At 66.6% G+C, this 19,015-nt stretch carries 18 protein-coding genes; 13 read left to right on the top strand and 5 right to left on the bottom strand.

Annotation, left to right across the window (positions count from 1 at the left end):
• Positions 1 to 120 precede the first annotated feature (120 nt).
• The 6 genes from ACFJGT_RS24145 to ACFJGT_RS24120 all read left to right on the top strand — a co-directional run bounded on the left by ACFJGT_RS24145 (position 121) and on the right by ACFJGT_RS24120 (position 4,411).
• Positions 121 to 438 carry a phosphoribosyl-ATP diphosphatase gene (locus ACFJGT_RS24145; protein ID WP_377843549.1) on the top strand — a complete coding sequence of 106 codons (318 nt, stop codon included), beginning with the start codon at positions 121 to 123 and terminating at the stop codon, positions 436 to 438.
• 82 nt (positions 439 to 520) lie between these two features.
• On the top strand, positions 521 to 1,495 hold the full coding sequence (gene coaA / locus ACFJGT_RS24140) for a type I pantothenate kinase (protein WP_377849062.1): 975 nt from the start codon (positions 521 to 523) through the stop codon (positions 1,493 to 1,495).
• Between the two features lie 19 nt (positions 1,496 to 1,514).
• Positions 1,515 to 2,042 carry a DUF1697 domain-containing protein gene (locus ACFJGT_RS24135; RefSeq protein WP_377843547.1) on the top strand — a complete coding sequence of 176 codons (528 nt, stop codon included), beginning with the start codon at positions 1,515 to 1,517 and terminating at the stop codon, positions 2,040 to 2,042.
• Positions 2,042 to 2,488 carry a YqaA family protein gene (locus tag ACFJGT_RS24130; protein ID WP_377843544.1) on the top strand — a complete coding sequence of 149 codons (447 nt, stop codon included), beginning with the start codon at positions 2,042 to 2,044 and terminating at the stop codon, positions 2,486 to 2,488. The genes ACFJGT_RS24135 and ACFJGT_RS24130 overlap by 1 nt, the downstream gene beginning before the upstream one ends.
• 111 nt (positions 2,489 to 2,599) lie before the next feature.
• Positions 2,600 to 2,950 carry a RidA family protein gene (locus tag ACFJGT_RS24125; RefSeq protein ID WP_377843541.1) on the top strand — a complete coding sequence of 117 codons (351 nt, stop codon included), beginning with the start codon at positions 2,600 to 2,602 and terminating at the stop codon, positions 2,948 to 2,950.
• Positions 2,951 to 2,995: 45 nt separating this feature from the next.
• Positions 2,996 to 4,411 (top strand): hypothetical protein, encoded by a 1,416-nt coding sequence (locus tag ACFJGT_RS24120; RefSeq protein WP_377843538.1) that lies wholly within the window; start codon positions 2,996 to 2,998, stop codon positions 4,409 to 4,411.
• Positions 4,412 to 4,515: 104 nt separating this feature from the next.
• Here ACFJGT_RS24120 and ACFJGT_RS24115 read toward each other — a convergent pair whose 3' ends face one another.
• Positions 4,516 to 5,664, bottom strand: coding sequence for an aminotransferase (locus ACFJGT_RS24115; protein ID WP_377843535.1), 1,149 nt, complete (start codon positions 5,662 to 5,664; stop codon positions 4,516 to 4,518).
• 348 nt (positions 5,665 to 6,012) lie between these two features.
• On the opposite strand from ACFJGT_RS24115, the gene ACFJGT_RS24110 reads away from it, so the two are divergent.
• The 3 genes from ACFJGT_RS24110 (at position 6,013) to ACFJGT_RS24100 (ending at position 10,344) form a co-directional block, all read left to right on the top strand.
• Entirely contained in the window at positions 6,013 to 7,494 is a 1,482-nt protein-coding gene (locus ACFJGT_RS24110) for a cobyric acid synthase (RefSeq protein ID WP_377843532.1), read from the top strand.
• Positions 7,495 to 7,668: 174 nt separating this feature from the next.
• A complete protein-coding gene (locus tag ACFJGT_RS24105) occupies positions 7,669 to 8,265 on the top strand; it encodes a TetR family transcriptional regulator (protein ID WP_377843530.1) in 597 nt (198 codons plus the stop codon).
• 123 nt (positions 8,266 to 8,388) lie between these two features.
• Positions 8,389 to 10,344, top strand: a complete 1,956-nt coding sequence (locus ACFJGT_RS24100; RefSeq protein ID WP_377849061.1) for an SDR family NAD(P)-dependent oxidoreductase — start codon at positions 8,389 to 8,391, stop codon at positions 10,342 to 10,344.
• On the opposite strand, the gene ACFJGT_RS24095 is transcribed toward ACFJGT_RS24100, so the two are convergent.
• The 4 genes from ACFJGT_RS24095 to ACFJGT_RS24080 all read right to left on the bottom strand — a co-directional run bounded on the left by ACFJGT_RS24095 (position 10,268) and on the right by ACFJGT_RS24080 (position 14,127).
• A complete protein-coding gene (locus ACFJGT_RS24095; protein WP_377843528.1) occupies positions 10,268 to 11,197 on the bottom strand; it encodes an NAD-dependent epimerase/dehydratase family protein in 930 nt (309 codons plus the stop codon). The two genes, ACFJGT_RS24100 and ACFJGT_RS24095, sit on opposite strands and share 77 nt — an antisense overlap.
• Complete coding sequence (locus tag ACFJGT_RS24090; RefSeq protein WP_377849060.1) at positions 11,190 to 12,188, bottom strand: glycosyltransferase family 4 protein; 999 nt, start codon at positions 12,186 to 12,188, stop codon at positions 11,190 to 11,192. The genes ACFJGT_RS24095 and ACFJGT_RS24090 overlap by 8 nt, the downstream gene beginning before the upstream one ends.
• A 99-nt stretch (positions 12,189 to 12,287) precedes the next feature.
• On the bottom strand, positions 12,288 to 12,737 hold the full coding sequence (locus tag ACFJGT_RS24085; RefSeq protein WP_377843526.1) for a hypothetical protein: 450 nt from the start codon (positions 12,735 to 12,737) through the stop codon (positions 12,288 to 12,290).
• Between the two features lie 127 nt (positions 12,738 to 12,864).
• Positions 12,865 to 14,127, bottom strand: coding sequence for a GGDEF domain-containing protein (locus tag ACFJGT_RS24080; protein ID WP_377843524.1), 1,263 nt, complete (start codon positions 14,125 to 14,127; stop codon positions 12,865 to 12,867).
• 427 nt (positions 14,128 to 14,554) lie between these two features.
• Here ACFJGT_RS24080 and ACFJGT_RS24075 point away from each other — a divergent pair, with 427 nt between their 5' ends.
• The 4 genes from ACFJGT_RS24075 to ACFJGT_RS24060 all read left to right on the top strand — a co-directional run bounded on the left by ACFJGT_RS24075 (position 14,555) and on the right by ACFJGT_RS24060 (position 18,988).
• Positions 14,555 to 16,366, top strand: coding sequence for a methyl-accepting chemotaxis protein (locus ACFJGT_RS24075; protein ID WP_377843522.1), 1,812 nt, complete (start codon positions 14,555 to 14,557; stop codon positions 16,364 to 16,366).
• A complete protein-coding gene (locus ACFJGT_RS24070; protein WP_377843519.1) occupies positions 16,366 to 16,740 on the top strand; it encodes a hypothetical protein in 375 nt (124 codons plus the stop codon). Before ACFJGT_RS24075 ends, ACFJGT_RS24070 begins: the two co-directional genes overlap by 1 nt.
• A 536-nt stretch (positions 16,741 to 17,276) precedes the next feature.
• Positions 17,277 to 17,495, top strand: a complete 219-nt coding sequence (locus ACFJGT_RS24065) for a DUF4167 domain-containing protein (RefSeq protein WP_377843517.1) — start codon at positions 17,277 to 17,279, stop codon at positions 17,493 to 17,495.
• A 290-nt stretch (positions 17,496 to 17,785) separates the two neighbouring features.
• Positions 17,786 to 18,988 carry an NAD(P)/FAD-dependent oxidoreductase gene (locus ACFJGT_RS24060; RefSeq protein ID WP_377849059.1) on the top strand — a complete coding sequence of 401 codons (1,203 nt, stop codon included), beginning with the start codon at positions 17,786 to 17,788 and terminating at the stop codon, positions 18,986 to 18,988.
• The last annotated feature ends 27 nt before the right edge of the window (positions 18,989 to 19,015 follow it).

Genomic DNA, 19,015 nt, shown 5'->3' with positions numbered 1-19,015 from the left:
AGCGAAGAACCCGGAACCCACGACCGGGCGAGCGGCCTGGGACCGGGTATCACATGTCTCACCCCGTCGTGGGTTCCGGGTTCGCGCCTGCGGCACGCCCCGGAATGACAAAGGTTCAGCATGACCTTCACCCTCGCCGATCTCGAAGCCCGCATCGCCGAGCGCGCGAGCGCCTCGCCGGAGGAATCCTGGACGGCGAAGCTGCTGGCCGCCGGGCCGGAGCGGGCCGCCAAGAAATTCGGCGAGGAGGCGGTCGAGGCCGTCATCGCCGCCGTGAAGGGCGACCGGGCCGAGCTGATCGCCGAGAGCGCCGACGTGCTCTATCATCTTTTGGTTGTGCTCCGGGCGCGCGATGTTGCATTGCAAGACGTCTTGAGCCAGCTTGAGGCGCGTATGGCCCGCTCTGGACTGGCGGAAAAGGCGGCCCGGCCCCGGTAATCAGCCGGTTTGCGTTGCGTGAGGATGGACCTGGCAGGATGACCCTCCCTTGAACCTCGAAGCCTGGATTGCGGGCCGCGTCATGGACCAGCGCCTGATCTCCTCCCCGCCCGAACGCGATCTGGTCTCGCCCTATCGCCTGTTCTCGCGCGACGAGTGGGCGCATCTGCGCGCCGACCAGCCGCTGACGCTGTCCGTCGACGACCTCACCAAGCTGCAATCGATCAACGACCCGATCTCGCTCGACGAGATCGTGGCGATCTACCTGCCGCTGTCGCGGCTGCTCTCGCTCTATGTCGCGGCGACGCAGGGCCTGTTCAAGGCGACGCAGCGCTTCCTGATGGCCGAGTCCGAGCCCAAGGTGCCCTATGTCATCGGCGTCGCAGGCTCGGTCGCGGTCGGCAAGTCGACCACGGCGCGCGTGCTCAAGGCGCTGCTCTCGCGCTGGCCGAACACGCCGAAGGTCGAGCTCGTCACCACGGACGGCTTCCTGCTGCCCAATGCCGAGCTGGAACGGCGCGGGCTGATGCAGCGCAAGGGCTTCCCCGAGAGCTATGACGGCGCGGCAATCCTGCGCTTCCTCTCGGACGTCAAGGCCGGCAAGCCGCGGGTGAGCGCGCCGGTCTATTCGCACCTCGTCTACGACGTCGTGCCCGGCGAGACGGTGACCGTCGAGCGGCCGGACATCCTGATCCTGGAAGGACTCAACGTCCTGCAGCCGAGCCGGATGCCGAAGGACGGCACGGCCATCCCCTTCGTCTCCGACTACTTCGATTTCTCGGTCTATCTCGATGCCGACGAGAACGACCTGCACCGCTGGTATGTCAACCGCTTCATGACGCTGCGCCAGACGGCCTTCCGCGATCCGCGCTCGTTCTTCCGCAAATATGCGGAGATCGGCGAGGAGGAGGCGCTCGCCATCGCCGAGAAGCTCTGGACCGGCATCAACCTGCCCAACCTGCAGGACAACATCCTGCCGACACGCCAGCGCGCCGGGCTGATCCTAACCAAGGGCGCGAGCCATCGCATCCAGCAGGTCGCGCTGCGCCGGCTGTAGCACGGGGCCGGAACCGCCCGTGACGACCTATGTCGCCCTGCTGCATTCGATCGTGCTCGGCCCCGGCAGGCGTGTGGTCATGGCCGACCTGAAGGCCATGGCAGCGGAGCTCGGCTTCGCCGATCCGCGGACCTGGGTCGCCACGGGCAACCTGATCTTCGAGGGCGAGGATGCGCCGCTCGCGACGATCGAGGAGCGGCTGGAAGCCGGTTTCCGTGACCGCTTCGGCAAGCCCGTGGACATCATCCTGCGCACGGCGCCGGCCTGGAAGCGGCTCGCCGCGCAAAATCCCTTCCCGGAGAGGAACGGCGCCGAGATCGGCATCCGCGTCATGCGCCAGCCGCTCGAGCCGGAGGTCCTGCCCGGGCTCGAGGCCTTCGCGATGCCCGGCATGGCGCTTGCGCTTGTCGACGGCGATCTCTGGATCGATTTCGCGGGCGAGCCGAGCGAAGCGAGGCTGCTCTCGCACCTGACGACCAAGAAGCTCGGCATCGGCACGCTGCGCAATGCCAACACGGTGAAGGCGCTGGCCGCGATGCTCGCGTGATGGACGCTCTGTCTTCCCTTGGCGCGATGGCGGTCGCGGCCTTCGTCGCCGCCACCTTGCTGCCGGCGCAGTCGGAAGCCGTCTTCGTCGGGCTCCTGGCGGCGAGGAGCGTGGACCCGCTTGCACTCTTCCTGACCGCGAGCATCGCCAACACGGCCGGCTCGATCCTCAACTGGTGGCTCGGCCTGATGATCGCGCGGTACGGCGTCGACAGGCTGCCGGCCCGGCTGCGGCCCGATCCGAAACGCTTCGCCCAGGCGCAGGGCTTGTTCGCCCGCTTCGGCTGGCCATCACTGCTGCTGGCCTGGCTGCCGATCGTCGGCGATCCCCTGACTTTCGCGGCGGGAACGCTGAACTACCCGTTCTGGCGCTTCACCGTCCTCGTCCTGATCGGCAAGGCCGGGCGCTATGCGGCGCTCTGGGCAGGCTGGGCGAGCTTCGCCTGACAGTCCCGGCGAGGGCATTCGGCAGGGTCTGCCCTTGGTCAGGCGCATATCATTTGCGAAACCGGCCGGGGCGGGCTACCAGCGAAGACGTCCGTCCAAGGAGATTTGACTATGAGCATTCAGCGTATCGGCGTCGGCCCGCGTATGTCCAAGGCCGTCGTGCATGGCAACACCGTCTATCTGGCCGGTCAGGTCTGCGACAAGGCCGCGGGCAAGAGCGTCGGCGAGCAGACCCAGGAAATCCTCGGCATCATCGACGGGCTCCTGGCCGAGGCCGGCACCGACAAGACGAAGCTGCTGATGGTCAACATCTGGCTCTCCGACATCTCGACCTTCGCCGAGATGAACGCCGTCTGGGACAAGTGGGTCGTCGCCGGGGCCACGCCGGGCCGCGCCACGGTCGAGGCCAAGCTGGCCGCGCCGCAGTTCACCGTCGAGATCGCGGTCATCGCCGCGAAGTAATCACCCCGGATCGTCGCGCGTCCGAACGGGGGCGCGACGATCCCTATGACCGGACCGGAGCGGGAGGCGACCATCAGCCAGACCGACCAGATCGCTCCGCTGCTGGCGCGCATCGCCGGACGTCGCGGCATACCGCCGATGGCTCTGGCGACGATGATCGGGGATTGGCTGCGCCGCCCCGGTTCCACCCAGCCCAGCGAAAGTCTGCTCGAGCGCAAGGCCGGCGATTTTCTCGCGCTGGCGAAGCGTCTTGCGGCGCCCCTGGGCAATACCGAGATTCAGCGGCTGCGCAGCGAGGCGGCTGCCGCCATCGCCGCCGCCCGTTTCGCCGAAGCCGACAAGAGTCTCGCCCAGGCCGAGTTGCACGCCATCGGTGGGTCCACCGACCTGTCGGCATTGCCCCTCGAAAGCCGGCTTCTGATCGGCGAGAACCGCGCCGACCGCGCGGCCATCAGCTTCCTGCGCACGACCGCCGAAGCCTATCGCGAAGCCGCTGCCCGGTATGGCGAAGCCTCGGCCCTGATCGGCCTCGCCGATATCGACCGCAGCCGGGACACTGCCCTCGACCAAGCGAAGGCCCTTGCCCGGATCAGTGAGGATTTCGGCGGCCGGGAGGGCTATGACGCGGCCATCCCGGCCCTGCGCCGGTTGCTGGAGGGGCTGGACAGCCTGGCCGATACCGTCGCTTTCGCCGAGACCCAGGAGGCACTGGCCGCCTCGCTCGACAAGCTCGCGGGACTCAGCGGCGACAGCAAGCTGCTCGACCAGGCCCTCGCCCATTGCCGGGCCGGGCTGGAGGATCTGCGCCATGACGAGGCGCCGGCGCTCTGGCGCGCCCTGAAGCTGCGCTTCGGCAAGCTCGCGGTCAATCTCGGGATTTCCCAGAAGGACGACAACCTGCTCGAAGAGGCGGTCGCAACCTATGCCACGGCGCTGGCCGTCTGGAAGCGCAGCGACGACGAGGCCCGCTGGCTCGAAGCCGAGCACATGATTTCGCGCGCCCGCGCCACGCTCGGCGGGCGCCGCAGCGACCTCTCCCTGCTCGAACGCGCCTTCAACGGCTTCAACCGCGTCGCCGCAGCGACGGACCGCGCCCGCGCCCCCATGCGCTGGGCCGAGCTCCAGGACCAGATGGGCGGCGTCCTCGCTGCCATGGGCGAGCGCTACAGCGAGCCCGTGGTCATCGAGGAGGCGATCGCCGCCTTTGCCGCAGCCCTGGAGGAATATCGCCAGGAGCGCGCGCCGCTGCTCTGGGCGCAGACGCGGGCCAATCAGGCCGAAGCCATGCTGCTGCTCGCGCGCCGCAACAAGGACAAGGCCCAGGCGCAGCAGGCGCTTGCCCAATTGATGACGGCGACGGAAGCCGCGCGCCAGGCGGCCAACGGCGGCACGGTTGCGGCCGACCTGCAGAAGCGGCTTGCCGCCGCGGGCGCCGTTGCCACCAAACTGATCGCCGGCTGAAGCCGCTTGGATCGTCGCGCGCCCGACAGGCGCGGTCACGATGATCGGCTCGTTATCACACCGGATTCGTCCGGAAAGCGGCTTCCGCCTTTCGGCTCGATGCTTCAGCGCGGGCGACGCGCCGCCAGTCGCTCGAGCGCCGCATCCAGCGTCGCGTCGCGCTTGGCGAAGCAGAAGCGGACGACGTTCCTCACCGCGCCCTCGGCATAGAAGGCGCTGACCGGGATTGCGGCGACGCCATTCTCGGTCACCAGCCTGCGGCAGAAATCGACGTCGTCGCTCTCGCCGAGCGGGGCGATATCGACATTCACGAAATAGGTGCCGGCGCTCGGCAGCACCGTGAAGCCGAGATCGCGCAGGCCGGCGGCGAAGCGATCGCGCGAGCGCTGGAAATCGGCGCGCATGCCCTCGAAATAGCCGTCATCCTTGCCGAGACCGTAGGCGACGGCGGCCTGCAGGTTCGGCGGCGTGGTGAAGGTGATGAACTGATGCGCCTTGGCCAGCACGCGCATGATCGCCGGCGCCGCCATGACGAGCCCGACCTTCCAGCCGGTCAGCGAGAAGATCTTGCCGGCCGAGGAGATCTTGACGGTGCGTTCGCGCATGTCCGGCCGCCCGAGCACCGAGGCGTGGCGATGGCCGTCGAAGACGACATGCTCCCAGACCTCGTCGCAGACCACGATCGCATCGTGGCGGATGCAGAAATCGGCAAGCAGGTCGAGATCGGCCTTGCCGAAGATCGTCGCCGTCGGGTTGAGCGGGTTGTTGAACAGCACGACCCTGGTCTTCGGCGAAAAGGCTTTCGCCAGCGCCTCCTCGGTCAGGCCGAAATGCGGCGGGGTCAGCGTCACGAATTTCGGGATGCCGCCGGCCCGCCGCACCAGCGGCAGGTAGGCGTCATACATCGGCTCGAACAGCACGACCTCGTCGCCGGGCGTGATCAGGGCCATCAGCGCGCCGGCGATCGCCTCGGTCGCGCCCGATGTCACCATGATCTCGCTGTTCGGATCGAGATCCAGTCCCTGCCAGTGCTTGTAGTGCTTCGCCGCAGCCTCGCGCAGTTCGGCCAAGCCCATCATCGGCGGATACTGGTTCCAGCCATCGACCACCGCTTCGGCCGCTTTCTGGCGAACGTCGAGAGGGCCCGGATCATCCGGGAAGCCCTGGCCGAGATTGACCGCGCCGGTCTCGCGCGCGAGCTGCGACATCACTTCGAAGACGGTGGTGGGAAGGGCGGAGAGGATCGGATTCATCGCGGTCGGATCGGCTCGGCAAAGGCGGGAGCCGTGGTGTTAGCACGCCGGGTCGGCGTGCGCACCCGATGGAAACCCGATCTCGCGGGGGTGCTAAAAATAGCGAATGATGAATGTTGACATTCGTCAGTGTTCAGTGTTTATTCAGTTCAGCCGGTCCTCGGCGGACGCCTGTTGCGACTTCGCCCCTTTGGCGCAGCAGGATGCCGCAGGGGACCGGCGAACCTTGTCAGGATGATGCAGGTCGTATCCCGACGCGCGGCGGCCCCGCCAACCTCTTCCATCCTCCTTGCGTGAAGATTGCCGCAGCCGGTTTCCGCAGCGATGCGAACCGCGCTAAGCAGGCGCATGGCCCGCTCCCCCGTTCCCGCGATCATGATCCTCGGCACCGGCTCCAATGTCGGGAAGTCGCTGATCGTCGCAGGGCTATGCCGGCTCTTCGCGAATCACGGCTTGAAGGTGCGGCCGTTCAAGCCGCAGAACATGTCGAACAACGCCGCGGCGACCGATGCCGGCGAGATCGGCCGGGCGCAGGCGCTCCAGGCTCGCGCCGCCCGCATCGAACCGCATCCCGACATGAACCCGGTGCTGCTCAAGCCTGAAGGCGAGCAGGGCAGCCAGATCATCCTGCAAGGCCGCGTCGCCGGCCGCCTCTCGTCGCGCGATTTCGCCCGGCGCGGCGATTTCATGCCGCAGGTGCTCGGCAGCTTCGGACGTCTGAGCGAAGGCGCGGATCTCGTCATCGTCGAGGGCGCGGGCTCACCGGCCGAGACGAACCTGCGCGCCCGGGACATCGCCAATCTCGGCTTCGCCCGCGCCGCGAACGTCCCGGCCGTGCTGGTCGGCGACATCGACCGCGGCGGCGTGATCGCAAGCCTGGTCGGCACCCATGCCGTGCTGGACGCCGAGGACAGGGCGATGATCCGCGCTTTCGCGATCAACCGCTTCCGGGGCGCCGTCGAACTGTTCACGCCCGGCGTCGCAACGATCACCGAGGCCACGGGCTGGCCCTGTCTCGGCGTCGTGCCCTGGTTTGCGGATGCGGTCAGGCTGCCGGCCGAGGACGGACTCGACATCCGCTCGGGGCGCAAGATCGGAGCCCGCATCAGGGTCGCCGTTCCCGTGTTGCCGGGCATCGCCAATTTCGACGATCTCGACCCGCTCAAGCTGGAACCGGATGTCGACCTCGCGATGATCGGGCCGGGGCAGCCTTTGCCGGGAGATGCCGACCTCGTCATCCTCCCCGGTTCCAAGACGACGCTGCGCGATCTCGCGGCGCTGCGCCGGGAAGGCTGGGACATCGATATCCTCGCCCATCATCGCCGCGGCGGGCGCGTTCTCGGGCTCTGCGGCGGCTACCAGATGCTCGGCCGGGTCGTACGCGATCCGCTCGGGCTGGAGGGGCCGCCGGGAGAAGCGCCGGGCCTCGGGCTGCTCGATGTCGAAACCACGCTCGACACCGACAAGACCGTCCGCGAGGTCGGGTTCAGCGATGCCGCGAGCGGGGCTGGCGGCCGGGCCTACGAGATCCATCTCGGCCGGACGGAGGGCGCCGACACGGTCCGCGCGCCCTTCCGGGTCGAAGGCCGGGCCGAAGGTGCCGCGAGCCCCGACTGGCGGGTCGCCGGCAGCTATCTGCATGGCGTCTTTGCTTCGGACGCGGTGCGCAGCGCCTGGCTCAAGGCCATCGATGGCCAGCGGCAGGCGTCGGACCTGCTCTATGAAGACGCCGTCGAGACGACACTGGATGCGCTCGCCGCGCACCTGAAGGATCATTTCGATACGGAAACCCTGCTCAATCTCGCCCGAACGCGCGTTTCCGTGAGGTAATCGGTTCCGGGAACTTCGGCCGCGCCCGGCGGTTTCCTTGCCGGAGAACCGCGGGAGGATTGATGCACATCAAGGCAAAAGTCTTTATTCGCCATTATGTTGACGAATGATGAAATTCGTCATAACGATCAATTCTTCACCGCTTTCGTTTGAAACAATCCAGCCGGCGACGCCGTGAGCAATCCCGAACGCGATACCAGGCAGATCATCGTCGACACCGCCGAGCGCTTCTTCCGCGATATCGGGTACCAGAAGACGACCGTGGCGGACATCGCCAAATCCCTGCGGATGAGCCCCGCCAACGTCTATCGCTTCTTCGACTCCAAGAAGTCGATCAACGAGGCCGTGCTCGAGCGCTACAAGCGCGAGCAGGAAGAGGCGATCGCTACCATCGCCGACGAGGACCGGCCGGCTGCCGAGCGCCTGCGCGACATCCTCGCCACCTCCTACCGCCTGAACGCCGCCCGCTTCGCCGGCCACGCCCGGATGCAGGAAATGGTCTGCGCCGCGATGGAGGAGAGCTGGGACGCGATCATCGCCCATATCGAGCGTTTCGACATCGTGCTGCGCCGCGTGGTCGCCGACGGCATCGCGCGGGGTGAATTCCGGCCGATGGAGCCGGCCCATGCCACGGGCTGCATCCGCACGGCGATGATCCGCTTCATGCACCCGCTGCTGATTACGCAATGCGAGTGCATCCCCGGCCCGACGGCGGACGAGATGATCGCCTTCGTGCTCAGCGCGCTGGAAGCCAGGCCGCAAGCCAACTGAGCGATCCGCTAGATTTTGATTTCGCATCGGCTTTCCCGAAAACCGCGCTCCACTTTTCGGGCCGATGCTCCAACGCGTTGACAAGCCGCCGAGGGAGCGGGATACCGCCCGGACATGGCCATCCTGCCCAAACAAGATCTCAAGAAGCTCGCCGTCATCCTGCATGACCTCGCGGTCACGGCACTGGCGATCTGGCTCGTCTTCGTCGTCCGCTTCGAGGGCGCGCAGCTCGTCGAGCATCTGCGCTACCTGCCCCGTTTCCTGCCCTTCTTCGTGGCCTATGCCGGGCTGATCTACTGGCTGTTCTCGCTCTACCGCTCGAAATGGCGCTTCGCCTCGCTGCCGGACCTCTCGAACATCGTCAAGGCGGTGTCCGTCCTGACGGTGTCCCTGCTCGCGGTCGACTATGTGCTGGTCGCGCCGAATTTCTACGGCGCCTTCTATTTCGGCAAGATCTCGATCGCGCTCTACTGGCTCGTGCAGGTCGCCCTGCTCGGCGGGCCGCGGCTGGCCTATCGCTATTTCAAGTATGCGCGCTCGCGCACCACGGCCGTGCGCGAGGCGAACCTGCCGGCGCTGCTGCTCGGGCGCGGCGTCGAGATCGAGATGGTGATCCGCGCCATGGAGGCCGGCACGATGCGGCGGCTGCGACCCGCCGGCATCCTGTCGCCGCGCCCCGACGATCTCGGCCAGTCGATCCGCGGCGTGCCGGTGCTCGGGCTGCTCTCCGATATCGAACGGATCGCGGGCGAAGCGGTGGAGCGCGGCGAAGCCTATCGCCGCATCGTCGCCACGCCTTCCGCCCTGCTGCCGGAGGCACAGCCTGAAAAATGGCTGGCGCGCACGCGCAAGCTCGCCTTGCCGATCTCGCGTATCGACAGCCTCGGCGAAGGCTTGCGCGATACGGAGGTGGCTCCGCTCGAGATCGAGGACCTGCTGGTCCGCTCGACCGCCACGATCGACCGCGACCGGCTGGGCGCGTTCCTGAAGGGCAAGCGCGTCATCGTCACCGGCGGCGGCGGCTCGATCGGCTCCGAGATCTGCCTGCGCTGCGCCGCCTTCGGAGCGGCCGAATTGCTCATCATCGAAAGCTCGGAACCCGCCCTGTTCCAGATCAGCGAACAGCTCTCGGTGCAAGCGCCGGGGACGGCCGTCTCCGGCGCGCTTGCCGATGTGCGCGATCGCGAGCGCATCATGCCGCTCTTCGCCGGCTTCAAGCCCGACATCGTCGTCCATGCGGCTGCGCTCAAGCATGTTCCCTATCTGGAGGCGGACTGGAGCGAGGGCATCAAGACCAATATCTTCGGCTCGGTGAACGTCATCGACGCCGCCGTCGCCGCCGGTACCCGGACCTTCGTGATGATCTCGACCGACAAGGCGATCGAGCCGGTCTCGATGCTGGGCGCGACCAAGCGCTTCGCCGAGATCTACGCGCAATCGCGCGATGCCGAGCTGGTCGAAGCCGCTTCGGGCATCCGCCTCGTCGCGGTCCGCTTCGGCAATGTGCTCGGTTCGGCCGGTTCGGTGGTGCCGAAATTCAAGGCGCAGATCGCCCGCGGCGGGCCGGTGACGGTCACCAGCCCGGAGATGATCCGCTATTTCATGACGATCCGCGAGGCCTGCGATCTCGTCCTGACTGCCGCCACCCACGCCCGTGCGAGTGAGGCGGAGGCCGAGCGAGCCGCCGTCTACGTGCTCAAGATGGGCCAGCCGATGCGGATCATGGACATGGCCGAGCGGATGATCCGCCTCGCCGGCTTCGAGCCCGGCGAGGACATCGAGATCGTCGTCTCCGGCGTCCGGCCCGGCGAGCGATTGAACGAGATCCTGTTCGCCCGCGACGAGCCGATGGCCGAAACCGGGCTCGACGGCGTGATGGCGGCCAAGCCGATCTTCGCCGGCCGCACCAGGATCGAAGCCTGGCTGGAGCGGCTCGCAGCGGCGGTGAAAGCCAATGATCAGGAAGCGGCCAATGCCGTGCTCGACGAGGCGATCCCGGATTTCAGCCTGCGCGACTCGAAGCGGCCAGACGCATCAGCCCCGCCTTCGTCTCAACCTGCGGCCGCCAGCCAGCCCTGAGCAAGCGCTCCGGCCGGGCTAGGAGGCTGCCCGCCAGCTTGAGGAAGGTCTCCTCGCGGCCGGCGAGGCGTGCCAGCCGCCGCAGCCAGGCTTCGGGCACGGGCAGCAGGCCGGGGCCGCGCCCCAACCCGGCACGCATCGCCGCCAGCATGTCCGACACGCTGACGGGATCGGGATCGGAAACCGCATAACTTTGCCGTGCCGGGCAGGCCGGCGTCAGCGCGAACAGGATGGCGCTGGCCAGATTCTCGACGGCCAGCAGCGAGCGCGGCGCCTTCAGCCCGCCGAAGGGCAGCGGTGCGGGCAAGCGCGCCAGCTTGAGCAGCGCGGCCATATTGGCCTTCACGCCGGGGCCATAGATCAGGACCGGGCGCAGCGCGACCCAATCGAGATCGATTTCGGCCAGCCCTCGCTCCGCCGCGAGCTTGGAGCGGCCATAGGGATCGCCGGGCGCGGGCTGCATCTCCTCCCTCAGCGGCGGGCCGTCGAAGGCATCGCTCAGCGCCTTGATCGAGGACAGATAGACGAAGCGCTGCACCCCGGCCCTTTCGGCAGCGCGTGCGAGCTCCAGCGTCGCCTCGGTGTTGATGCGCCGGTAGAGTTCCTCGTCGAGGCCCGGCCCGGCATGGGCGAGGCCGGCCATATGCACGACATGGTCGACACCCTCCAGGGCGGTGGACCAGTCGACCGCGGCCGAGAGATCGCCGGTCACCACGGCTTCGGCGCCCGCAGGGACCGGTTGCGGCTTGCGATGGGCGAGGCGCGGGCGATAGCCCGCTGCGATCAAGGCTGCGACGACATGCGGCCCGACGAAGCCGCTGGCGCCGGTGACGAGGACGCGCCGGTCAGCCATGGCGGGGGCCTGTCGCGAAGCGGCGCAGCAGGAGACCCGTCAACAGGGCGGCGAGCGCGAGGCAGACGAACTGGACGGGAAGCGCCGGCCAGGCCAGCGAAACGCCCGCTATCGCGGCCAGCGCAAGATTGAGCAGGGCTACCCGGCCAACTACGCCCGGCACGCTGAAACCGTTCGTCGTCGCCTGCTGGTAGAAATGCGAGCGATGCGCTTCCCAGACCTTCTCGCCGCGGGCGAGGCGGCGCAGCAGCGTGATCGTCGCGTCGGAGATATGGTAGAGCGGCAGGATCAGCGCGGCGGCGAAGGCGCCGGTGCCGGCGAGCCGATAGAGCAGATAAGCGGTAACGAGCCCGATCGGCAGCGAGCCGACATCGCCGAGGAAGAGGCGCGCGACCGGCCGGTTGAACGGCGCGAAGCCGAGGAGCCCGCCGCAGAGCGCCGCCGCGAGCCAGCCCGTCACCGGCTCGATCGTTCCGGTCATGCCGGCAAGCGCCAGCGCCGCCGTCAACGGCACGATGCCGGCGACGGTGATCCAGTCGAGCCCGTCCATGAAATTGACGAGATTGACGAACCACACGCCCGCCAGAAGCGCGAGGCCGCGCTCGACCGCCAAGGGCAGGAATTCGGGAAACAGGCGCAATTCCGGCGCGGCGCGAAACAGCACGAAGCCGACGCAAACCGCCTGCAGCACCAGCCGGATGCTTGCGGGAAGCGGCCGGATGTCGTCCCAGGCGCCGACGACGCCGAGCCCTGTCACGGCCAGCGCCAGCACCAGCACCGAACGAGTCGCCTCGCCCTCCACCGGCGCGAGCCAGAGCGCCACACCCAACACGATGAAAGCTGCGGCGAGAACGGCGATGCCGCCGCCCTGCGGGGTCGGGACCTTGTGGCTGGAACGGGCATTGGGCCGCGCCAGGGCATAGCGCAGCAGGAGCGGGCGCAGGGCCACGCAGAGCACCGCCGCCAGGACGGCGGCGGCGGCACAGATCATCAGGGGGTGGAGCACATTTTCCAAGGTGCCCGCACCATAGTCGAGGCGATGCAAATGCCTAGAGGCTAGCCTCGCTTATCCGCGCGAAGCGGTTCCGGACTAATTGCGGAAACCGATCAGCACGCCGTCGGCGCCGAGCTGGAGCTGGAGCCCCTGGCGTCGGGTGGCGAGCCTGAGCGTCACGCCCTTGTCGTTGCGCAGCCAGGTGGTCCCGCGGCCAGCGCCTCCGACGGCCCAGCCTTCCTTGAGCTGGACATAGGGTCCGGCGAAGTCGGAGACGCGCCGCAGCCCGTAGACCGTGCCGGAGGCGACCGAACGCGAAGCGCCGATCGAGCCGATGCCGATCCCGCCCACCGTGATCGGGTATGAACGGCCCTGGTAGCGCAAGGTGCCGCCGCCAGCCTCGCCGGAGGCGATGAAACCGGCCTGGACCTGTTCGATGCGCACGGTTCCCGTCGACGGGCCAAGCGAACGCTGCTGGGCCATAGCCGGCGAAGCCAGCATCAGAACGGCGGCGATGGTGGTGGTGGTCTGCCTGATCGTCATCATATCCTGCTCCTTGCGCCAGATCGGCGGCTTGGCGGATCAACCCGCGAGATGCGGATTCGATCCCGCGGTGCGAGCGGGATTGCAGGTTTCCACGATCCGGATGGACGAATCGCGCCGCGCAGGCGGGTCACTTGCCGACCTTCTCGTTGCGCAGGGCGTTGGCGACCTGGTCGACGAGGCGGCGCGGATCGGGATGGCCGTCATATTCGATGACGCCGACATTCAGCGTGTTCTTGAGGATCGTCTTGCCGTCGATCGAGAAATGCGTCGCCGCATAGCTTTCGACGATGCTGCGGGCGAACACTGCCGCCTCCCTTGCATCGGTCCCGACGCGAATGATCAGGAAGGTCTCCCGGCCCATGCTGAAGACCGTGTCGCTCGACCTGACGGCGTTGAGCAGCATCGCAGCCGTCTGCTGGACGACGGTATCGGCGCCGGCTTCGCCAAGATGGGCCCGCAGCGTCTCGAACTGGGAGATCTCGAGCATGATCATCGAGAACGGGCGGCTCGTCCGGCGGCGCAACGCGACCTCACGGGAGACGGCGGCCCTGAGATAACGGCGGTTCAGCAGCCGCGACAGCGGATCCCTGGCGCTGCCCATATCGAAGGAATGACTGAATTGGACGCTCAGGAGATTGTTGATCTGGCCGACAATCTGCCTGATCTCCCGCAGATGCGCCTGGCGACGGGGCGCATCACCGCCATCGCGCAATTGCCGGATATGGGCATCGGCCTCATCGACGAGCCGCGCGATCGAGGCATATTCCGCGGTCCGGCCGAACAGCAGGTTCGCCCGGTGGGAAAACCACAGGCCGAACTCGGAGCGGCTCAGTGGCAGGACGCCATCGGCCTCGCCGGCGATATGAGAGCCGAAGAAGACCGCCTGCGCCCACTCGGACAGCGACGCCTTCTGCTTTTCACGCTCGGCGCGGAAATCGTGATCGATCGACACCTGGCGAAGCGCTTCCTCCGCTCGCAGGTTGCGATCGAGCCCGCTGATATGGGCGGCGGTGATCGCCGCCGTCGCGATGTCGATGACGCCGGTGACATAGAGCGCGGCCTGGGCGAATTCGTCACGCGACAGCCGGGTATGCTTGAGGTTGTTGTAGATGCCGCGCTTGAACGCACGCGCCGCGAGCATGCTCAGCGAGGTCGGAATCTGGATGCGGGCATGGGTCGATCCGATCTCGGACTGGCGCATGAGGAAGAGCGTCGGATCGATCGGCTCCCGCGGGAAGATATCGACGAGCCATTGCGACAGGGCACTCCGAAAACGCCGGGCGAGGCCCTCGTTGTCGAACAGGACCTGCACCCGCACATGGCGCGCGAGGTCGACCCAGAGTTCGTCGACCAGCTCGCCGGCGAAATGCTTGACGGTGCTCGCCACCATAGCGCGCACAGATGGAGGGATACTGCCGCTCAAGGTTGCAATCTCAACCTTCAGTTGCGCGAAATCTTCTTCTTCCCAGAGCGCTGCGCTCAGCATTTCACCTTATCCGGCAGAATAGAGGCTCCCGACGAGGTCAATCGGTAGTATCTTATAGTTATCAAACGCCAACAAACCTGTCGCAAGCTCGTTAAGGCCTCGTTAAGATCCATTAATACGTTAACGAGCCTCGAGGGCAAAACCCCTCATAATGAGTCGAAAATGAACGATCGCCGTACAAATCCGCTCATGACGGCATCCGATTGATGAATTTTTCTGGCGCCGTTAAGCGCAGCTAACAAAGCCTTAACCGCTCCCGTAAATACCCCCCTTCGTTATTTAACTTGGTTAGAGCTTTCTTCCCTGCGTCACATCGCGCTGGGAATGGATAATGGCCTTCAACCTCTTCAACAAGGATGGCGCCTCGGCGCAGATCGAGGCGATTCACCGGTCGCAGGCGGTGATCGAGTTCGACATCACGGGGAAGGTCCTCTCCGCGAACGGCAATTTCCTCGCGGCCACCGGCTATCAGCTCGCGGAGATCGTCGGCCGCCCCCATGCGATCTTCCTGCGCAAGGACGAGGCCGAAGCGCCGGCCTACAAGGCGTTCTGGAGCGCGCTGCGCCAGGGAGAGCCGCAGGAGGGACAGTTCCTGCGCGTCGGCAAGGGCGGCGCGCCGCTCTGGCTCCAGGCGACCTACGCGCCGGTGCTCGGACGCGACGGCAAACCGACCAGGATCGTCAAATTCGCCACCGATATCACCGCTCAGAAGGCGGAGATCGCCAATTCGGAAGCGCAGATCGCCGCGATCCGCAAGTCGCAGGCCGTCATCGAGTTCAATCTCGACGGCATCATCCTCGACGCCAACGCGAACTTCCTCAACGCCGTCGGCTATCGCCTCGACGAGATCAAGGGCCAGCATCACCGCCTGTTCATCGCGCCCGAAAACCATCCATCCGACGAATACAAGCGCTTCTGGGCCAAGCTCGGCCGCGGCGAGTATGACGAGGGCGAATATCTCCGCGTCGGCAAGAACGGGCGCCGGATCTGGATCCAGGCGACCTACAACCCGATCCTCGATTCGGCTGGGCGTCCCTACAAGGTGGTGAAGTTCGCCACCGATATCACGGAACGCCGCCGCGCGCAGGAGGCACTCCAGCTCACGGTCGCGGAGACGCAGCAGGTCGTTGCGGCCGCCAAGCAGAAAAATCTCAACCCGCGCATCGACATGGCCGGCAAGGACGGCGACCTGCGCAATCTCTGCGAAGGCGTGAACGCGCTGATCGAAACGCTCTGCGACGTCGTGACGACGACGGCCGAAATCTCCGGCACGCTCACGGCCGGCTCCTCGACGATCAACCAGGACAGCCGCAACCTCGCGCAGCGGACGGAGGAGCAGGCCAGCAGCCTCGAAGAGACGGCGGCGACGACCGAGGAGCTCGCGGCTTCCGTCAAGCAGAGCGCGGCGCGGGCGCAGGACGCGACGATGCTCGGCGAAAAAGCCAATTCGATCGCAAATCGCGGCGGCGACATCGTCACCGCGGCCATCGCGGCGATGGAGCGCATCGAGCGCGCCTCGGCCAATATCGCCGAGATCATCAACGTCATCGATACGATCGCCTTCCAGACCAACCTGCTGGCCCTCAACGCAGCCGTCGAGGCGGCCCGAGCCGGCGAGGCCGGGCGCGGCTTCGCGGTGGTGGCCTCGGAGGTGCGCGCACTCGCCCAGCGCTCCAGCGATTCGGCCAACGACATCAAGAAGCTGATCACGAACTCGGCCGAGGAGGTCGCGGCCGGCGTGAAGCTGGTCCGGGAAGCCGGCAGCGCGCTGACCGAGATCGTGCAGTCGTCGCAGCAGGTTTCCACGGCCCTGGGCGATATCTCGATCGCCTCGCAGGAGCAGGCCAACGGAATCGAGGAGGTCGCCAAGGTGGTGGCGCATCTCGACGAGATGACGCAGCAGAACGCCACCATGGTCGAGCACAGCCATGCGGTCGCCGGCACGCTCGAGGATTCGGCCAAGCGGCTCCAGTCCCTCGTCGCCTCCTTCCAGATCCCCCTGGAGCGGCTGAGCGGCAAGGCCGACAGCATCGCCTTCACCAGGCCGACCCGGGTTGAAGCGGAACCCGCGACCATGCCAGCCAAGCTGCAGCGCAAGGTGCTGCGCGCGATGAACGGCCGCGACGACTGGGCGGAGTTCTGATGCAGCCCACCCCTGACCCCATGCCCATTTCGACCGAGGACGGGCCGCAAAGCGACGATCGCAGCGGCACCAGCCGGCCCACCCGCGAGGACAACGCCATGAACCAGGATCTCAGCAACTGCATCGCCGGGCTGGCCAGCGCGCAGATCAGCCTGTTCGGCATCCTGTTCAAGCATCTGGAGAACCGCCTGGGCAGCGAGATCAGGCGCGATTTCGCCGACGAACTCGGCCGGATCATCGCGATCTCCGAACAGAGCGGACAGCAGATCCAGCCCTTGCAGCGCATCGTCTTCGAGAACATCGCCGACTGGCTGAAATCATCGGAGCGCGGCTGGACACCGGTCGTGATCGACGGGGCGAAAGCAGCGCAATAGGCGCTGCCGACCAGGCACTGCTATCGCTTCTCCAGGCCGCGACCTGAGCACGCTTTATCGCGCCGCGACTCCTGGAACCAAGCTCCTCTGTGTGCGTCATACATCCCGCTTCCTCGATCGCATGCTCTTCAGGGCAAGAGCCGGGGGGTGGCCGAGAGCGGCGGAGGCGAGGGCAGCAACGTCAAAACGCCACAATGGGCCGCTATTCGTTTCCGATCGATCAAGTGATTCGACTGGCCCGCCGAACAGGCGCTTGCCCGACATCCCACTCTTCGACAATTGAACGCCGCTCCGCGGCACGCTGCCGTCGGCATTTGTCCGGCGGCCTTACGGGTAGCGCGGTTACGCTGCGCGCCACTGGACCAATATGAAAAGCAATATCCAATACGACCACAAGAAGACGCAGCCCCTTGGCCCGTCGGCCTCGGGAGCGTCGCTGCCTAAATCCTCGCCGAACTGGAAACCCGAACCGTGCGGCCTATCCCGCGAGGAGCTGCGCAAGATCGTCGCGCGGATCATGGGCTGAGGCGAAAGCCATGAACCTCGATCATCGTAGGCGGCCGGTGCTCCGGCGCATTGCGACGAAGAATTCGGGTTCAGACCTTCAGGCACGTTACGACCGTGCCCTTGCTCTCGCCCGAGGGTTCGAAGCGACAGGCGACACGATCGATGCAGAGCGCTTTTATCAGCAAGCCGACCACTTCCATCGCCTGTTGAACAGCAAAGCCGCGCAGTTCATCGCTGCCGGCGTCTGAAATCTTCGCGATGCCGACCTGATCCGTCGTGCGGGCGATCGGGATCGAGCCGACGCCATTCGGCCCGCGAAGCGGCACCGGGCCGTTGAAGATCCGTCCTCGCGCGCCAAACGGATCAACTGGCCGGATCGTCGGATCGCGATCATCCCGGTTTTGCTGGACGCTCTCACCCGCGCCGGTTGATGGCGGGCCGGGGATCATCTACCCGAAACCGGGCTTGGCGCGTTGCCATCCGCAACGCTGCGCCATAGCCGTTGGAACGATTCTGGGGCTCGCCGCATTCGATGTCGATTGAGCGTTACGACACTGTCATCCTGGGTGCCGGTGCCGCTGGAATGATGTGCGCGATCCACGCCGCAGCGCGCGGTGGGCGCGTTCTCATCGTCGATCATGCCAAAGCGCCCGGCGAGAAAATCCGCATCTCCGGCGGGGGACGCTGCAACTTCACCAATATCGGCACAAGCGCGCGCAATTTCCTGTCGAGCAATCCGCATTTCGCGAAATCGGCGCTCGGCCGCTACACGCAGCATGATTTCGTCGCGCTGGTCGAAAAGCACGGCATTGCCTATCACGAGAAAACGCTCGGGCAGCTCTTCTGCGACGATTCCGCCAAGGATATCATCGCCATGCTGATGGATGAGATGGCGCGCGCGGCCTGCGAGCTGCGCCTCAGGACCACGCTGGAAAGCCTTGAGCGGCTTGACGACGGCTTTGCGATCGCGCTTGGCGGCGAAGGCGCCGCAAAGATCCGCTGCCGGCAGTTTGTCGTGGCCTGCGGCGGAAAATCCATCCCGAAAATGGGCGCCTCCGGCCTGGGCTACCAGATCGCCGGGCAGTTTGGTCTCGCGGTGACGGAAACACGCCCGGCCCTGGTGCCGCTGACATTCGGCGAAGAGGTTCTTGCCGGATTCCGCGACATGGCCGGCGTCGCCGCGGATGTACGGGTCACCTGCGGCAAGACGACGTTCGATGAGGCGCTGCTGTTCACGCATCGCGGGCTTTCCGGCCCCGCGATCCTGCAGATTTCGTCCTATTGGCGCGAGACGGAATCGATCAGGATCGCGTTCCTGCCCAGCCAGGACGTGTTTGCCATCTTACGCGCCTCCAGGCAGGAAAACGGCCGCAGAAGCATCGGGAATACGCTTGGCGAGATTCTGCCGAAGCGATTGGCGGCCTATCTTGCGGACGCCCATGGCTGGGTTGGGCCTATCGGCGACGCCAGCGACAAGAAGCTCGCCGCGATCGCCGCCGCGATTCAGGGCTGGGACGTCCTGCCGATCGGGTCGGAAGGATACCGGACCGCGGAGGTGACGCTCGGTGGAGTCGATACGTCCGGCCTGAACTCACGAACGATGGCAGCGAAGGCCGTCGACGGCCTGTACTTCATCGGTGAGGTGGTCGACGTCACCGGCTGGCTTGGCGGCTATAATTTCCAATGGGCGTGGTCATCAGGCTGGGCGGCAGGGACCGCCATCGCCGAACGCACCGGCTGAGATGCCTTCGCGCAGCGCGCGGGCAAA

Origin of the sequence: Allobosea sp. UC22_33, assembly GCF_042700715.1 — a bacterium.
GTDB lineage: Bacteria > Pseudomonadota > Alphaproteobacteria > Rhizobiales > Beijerinckiaceae > Allobosea.
This window is presented reverse-complemented; position numbering and strand designations above follow the sequence as displayed.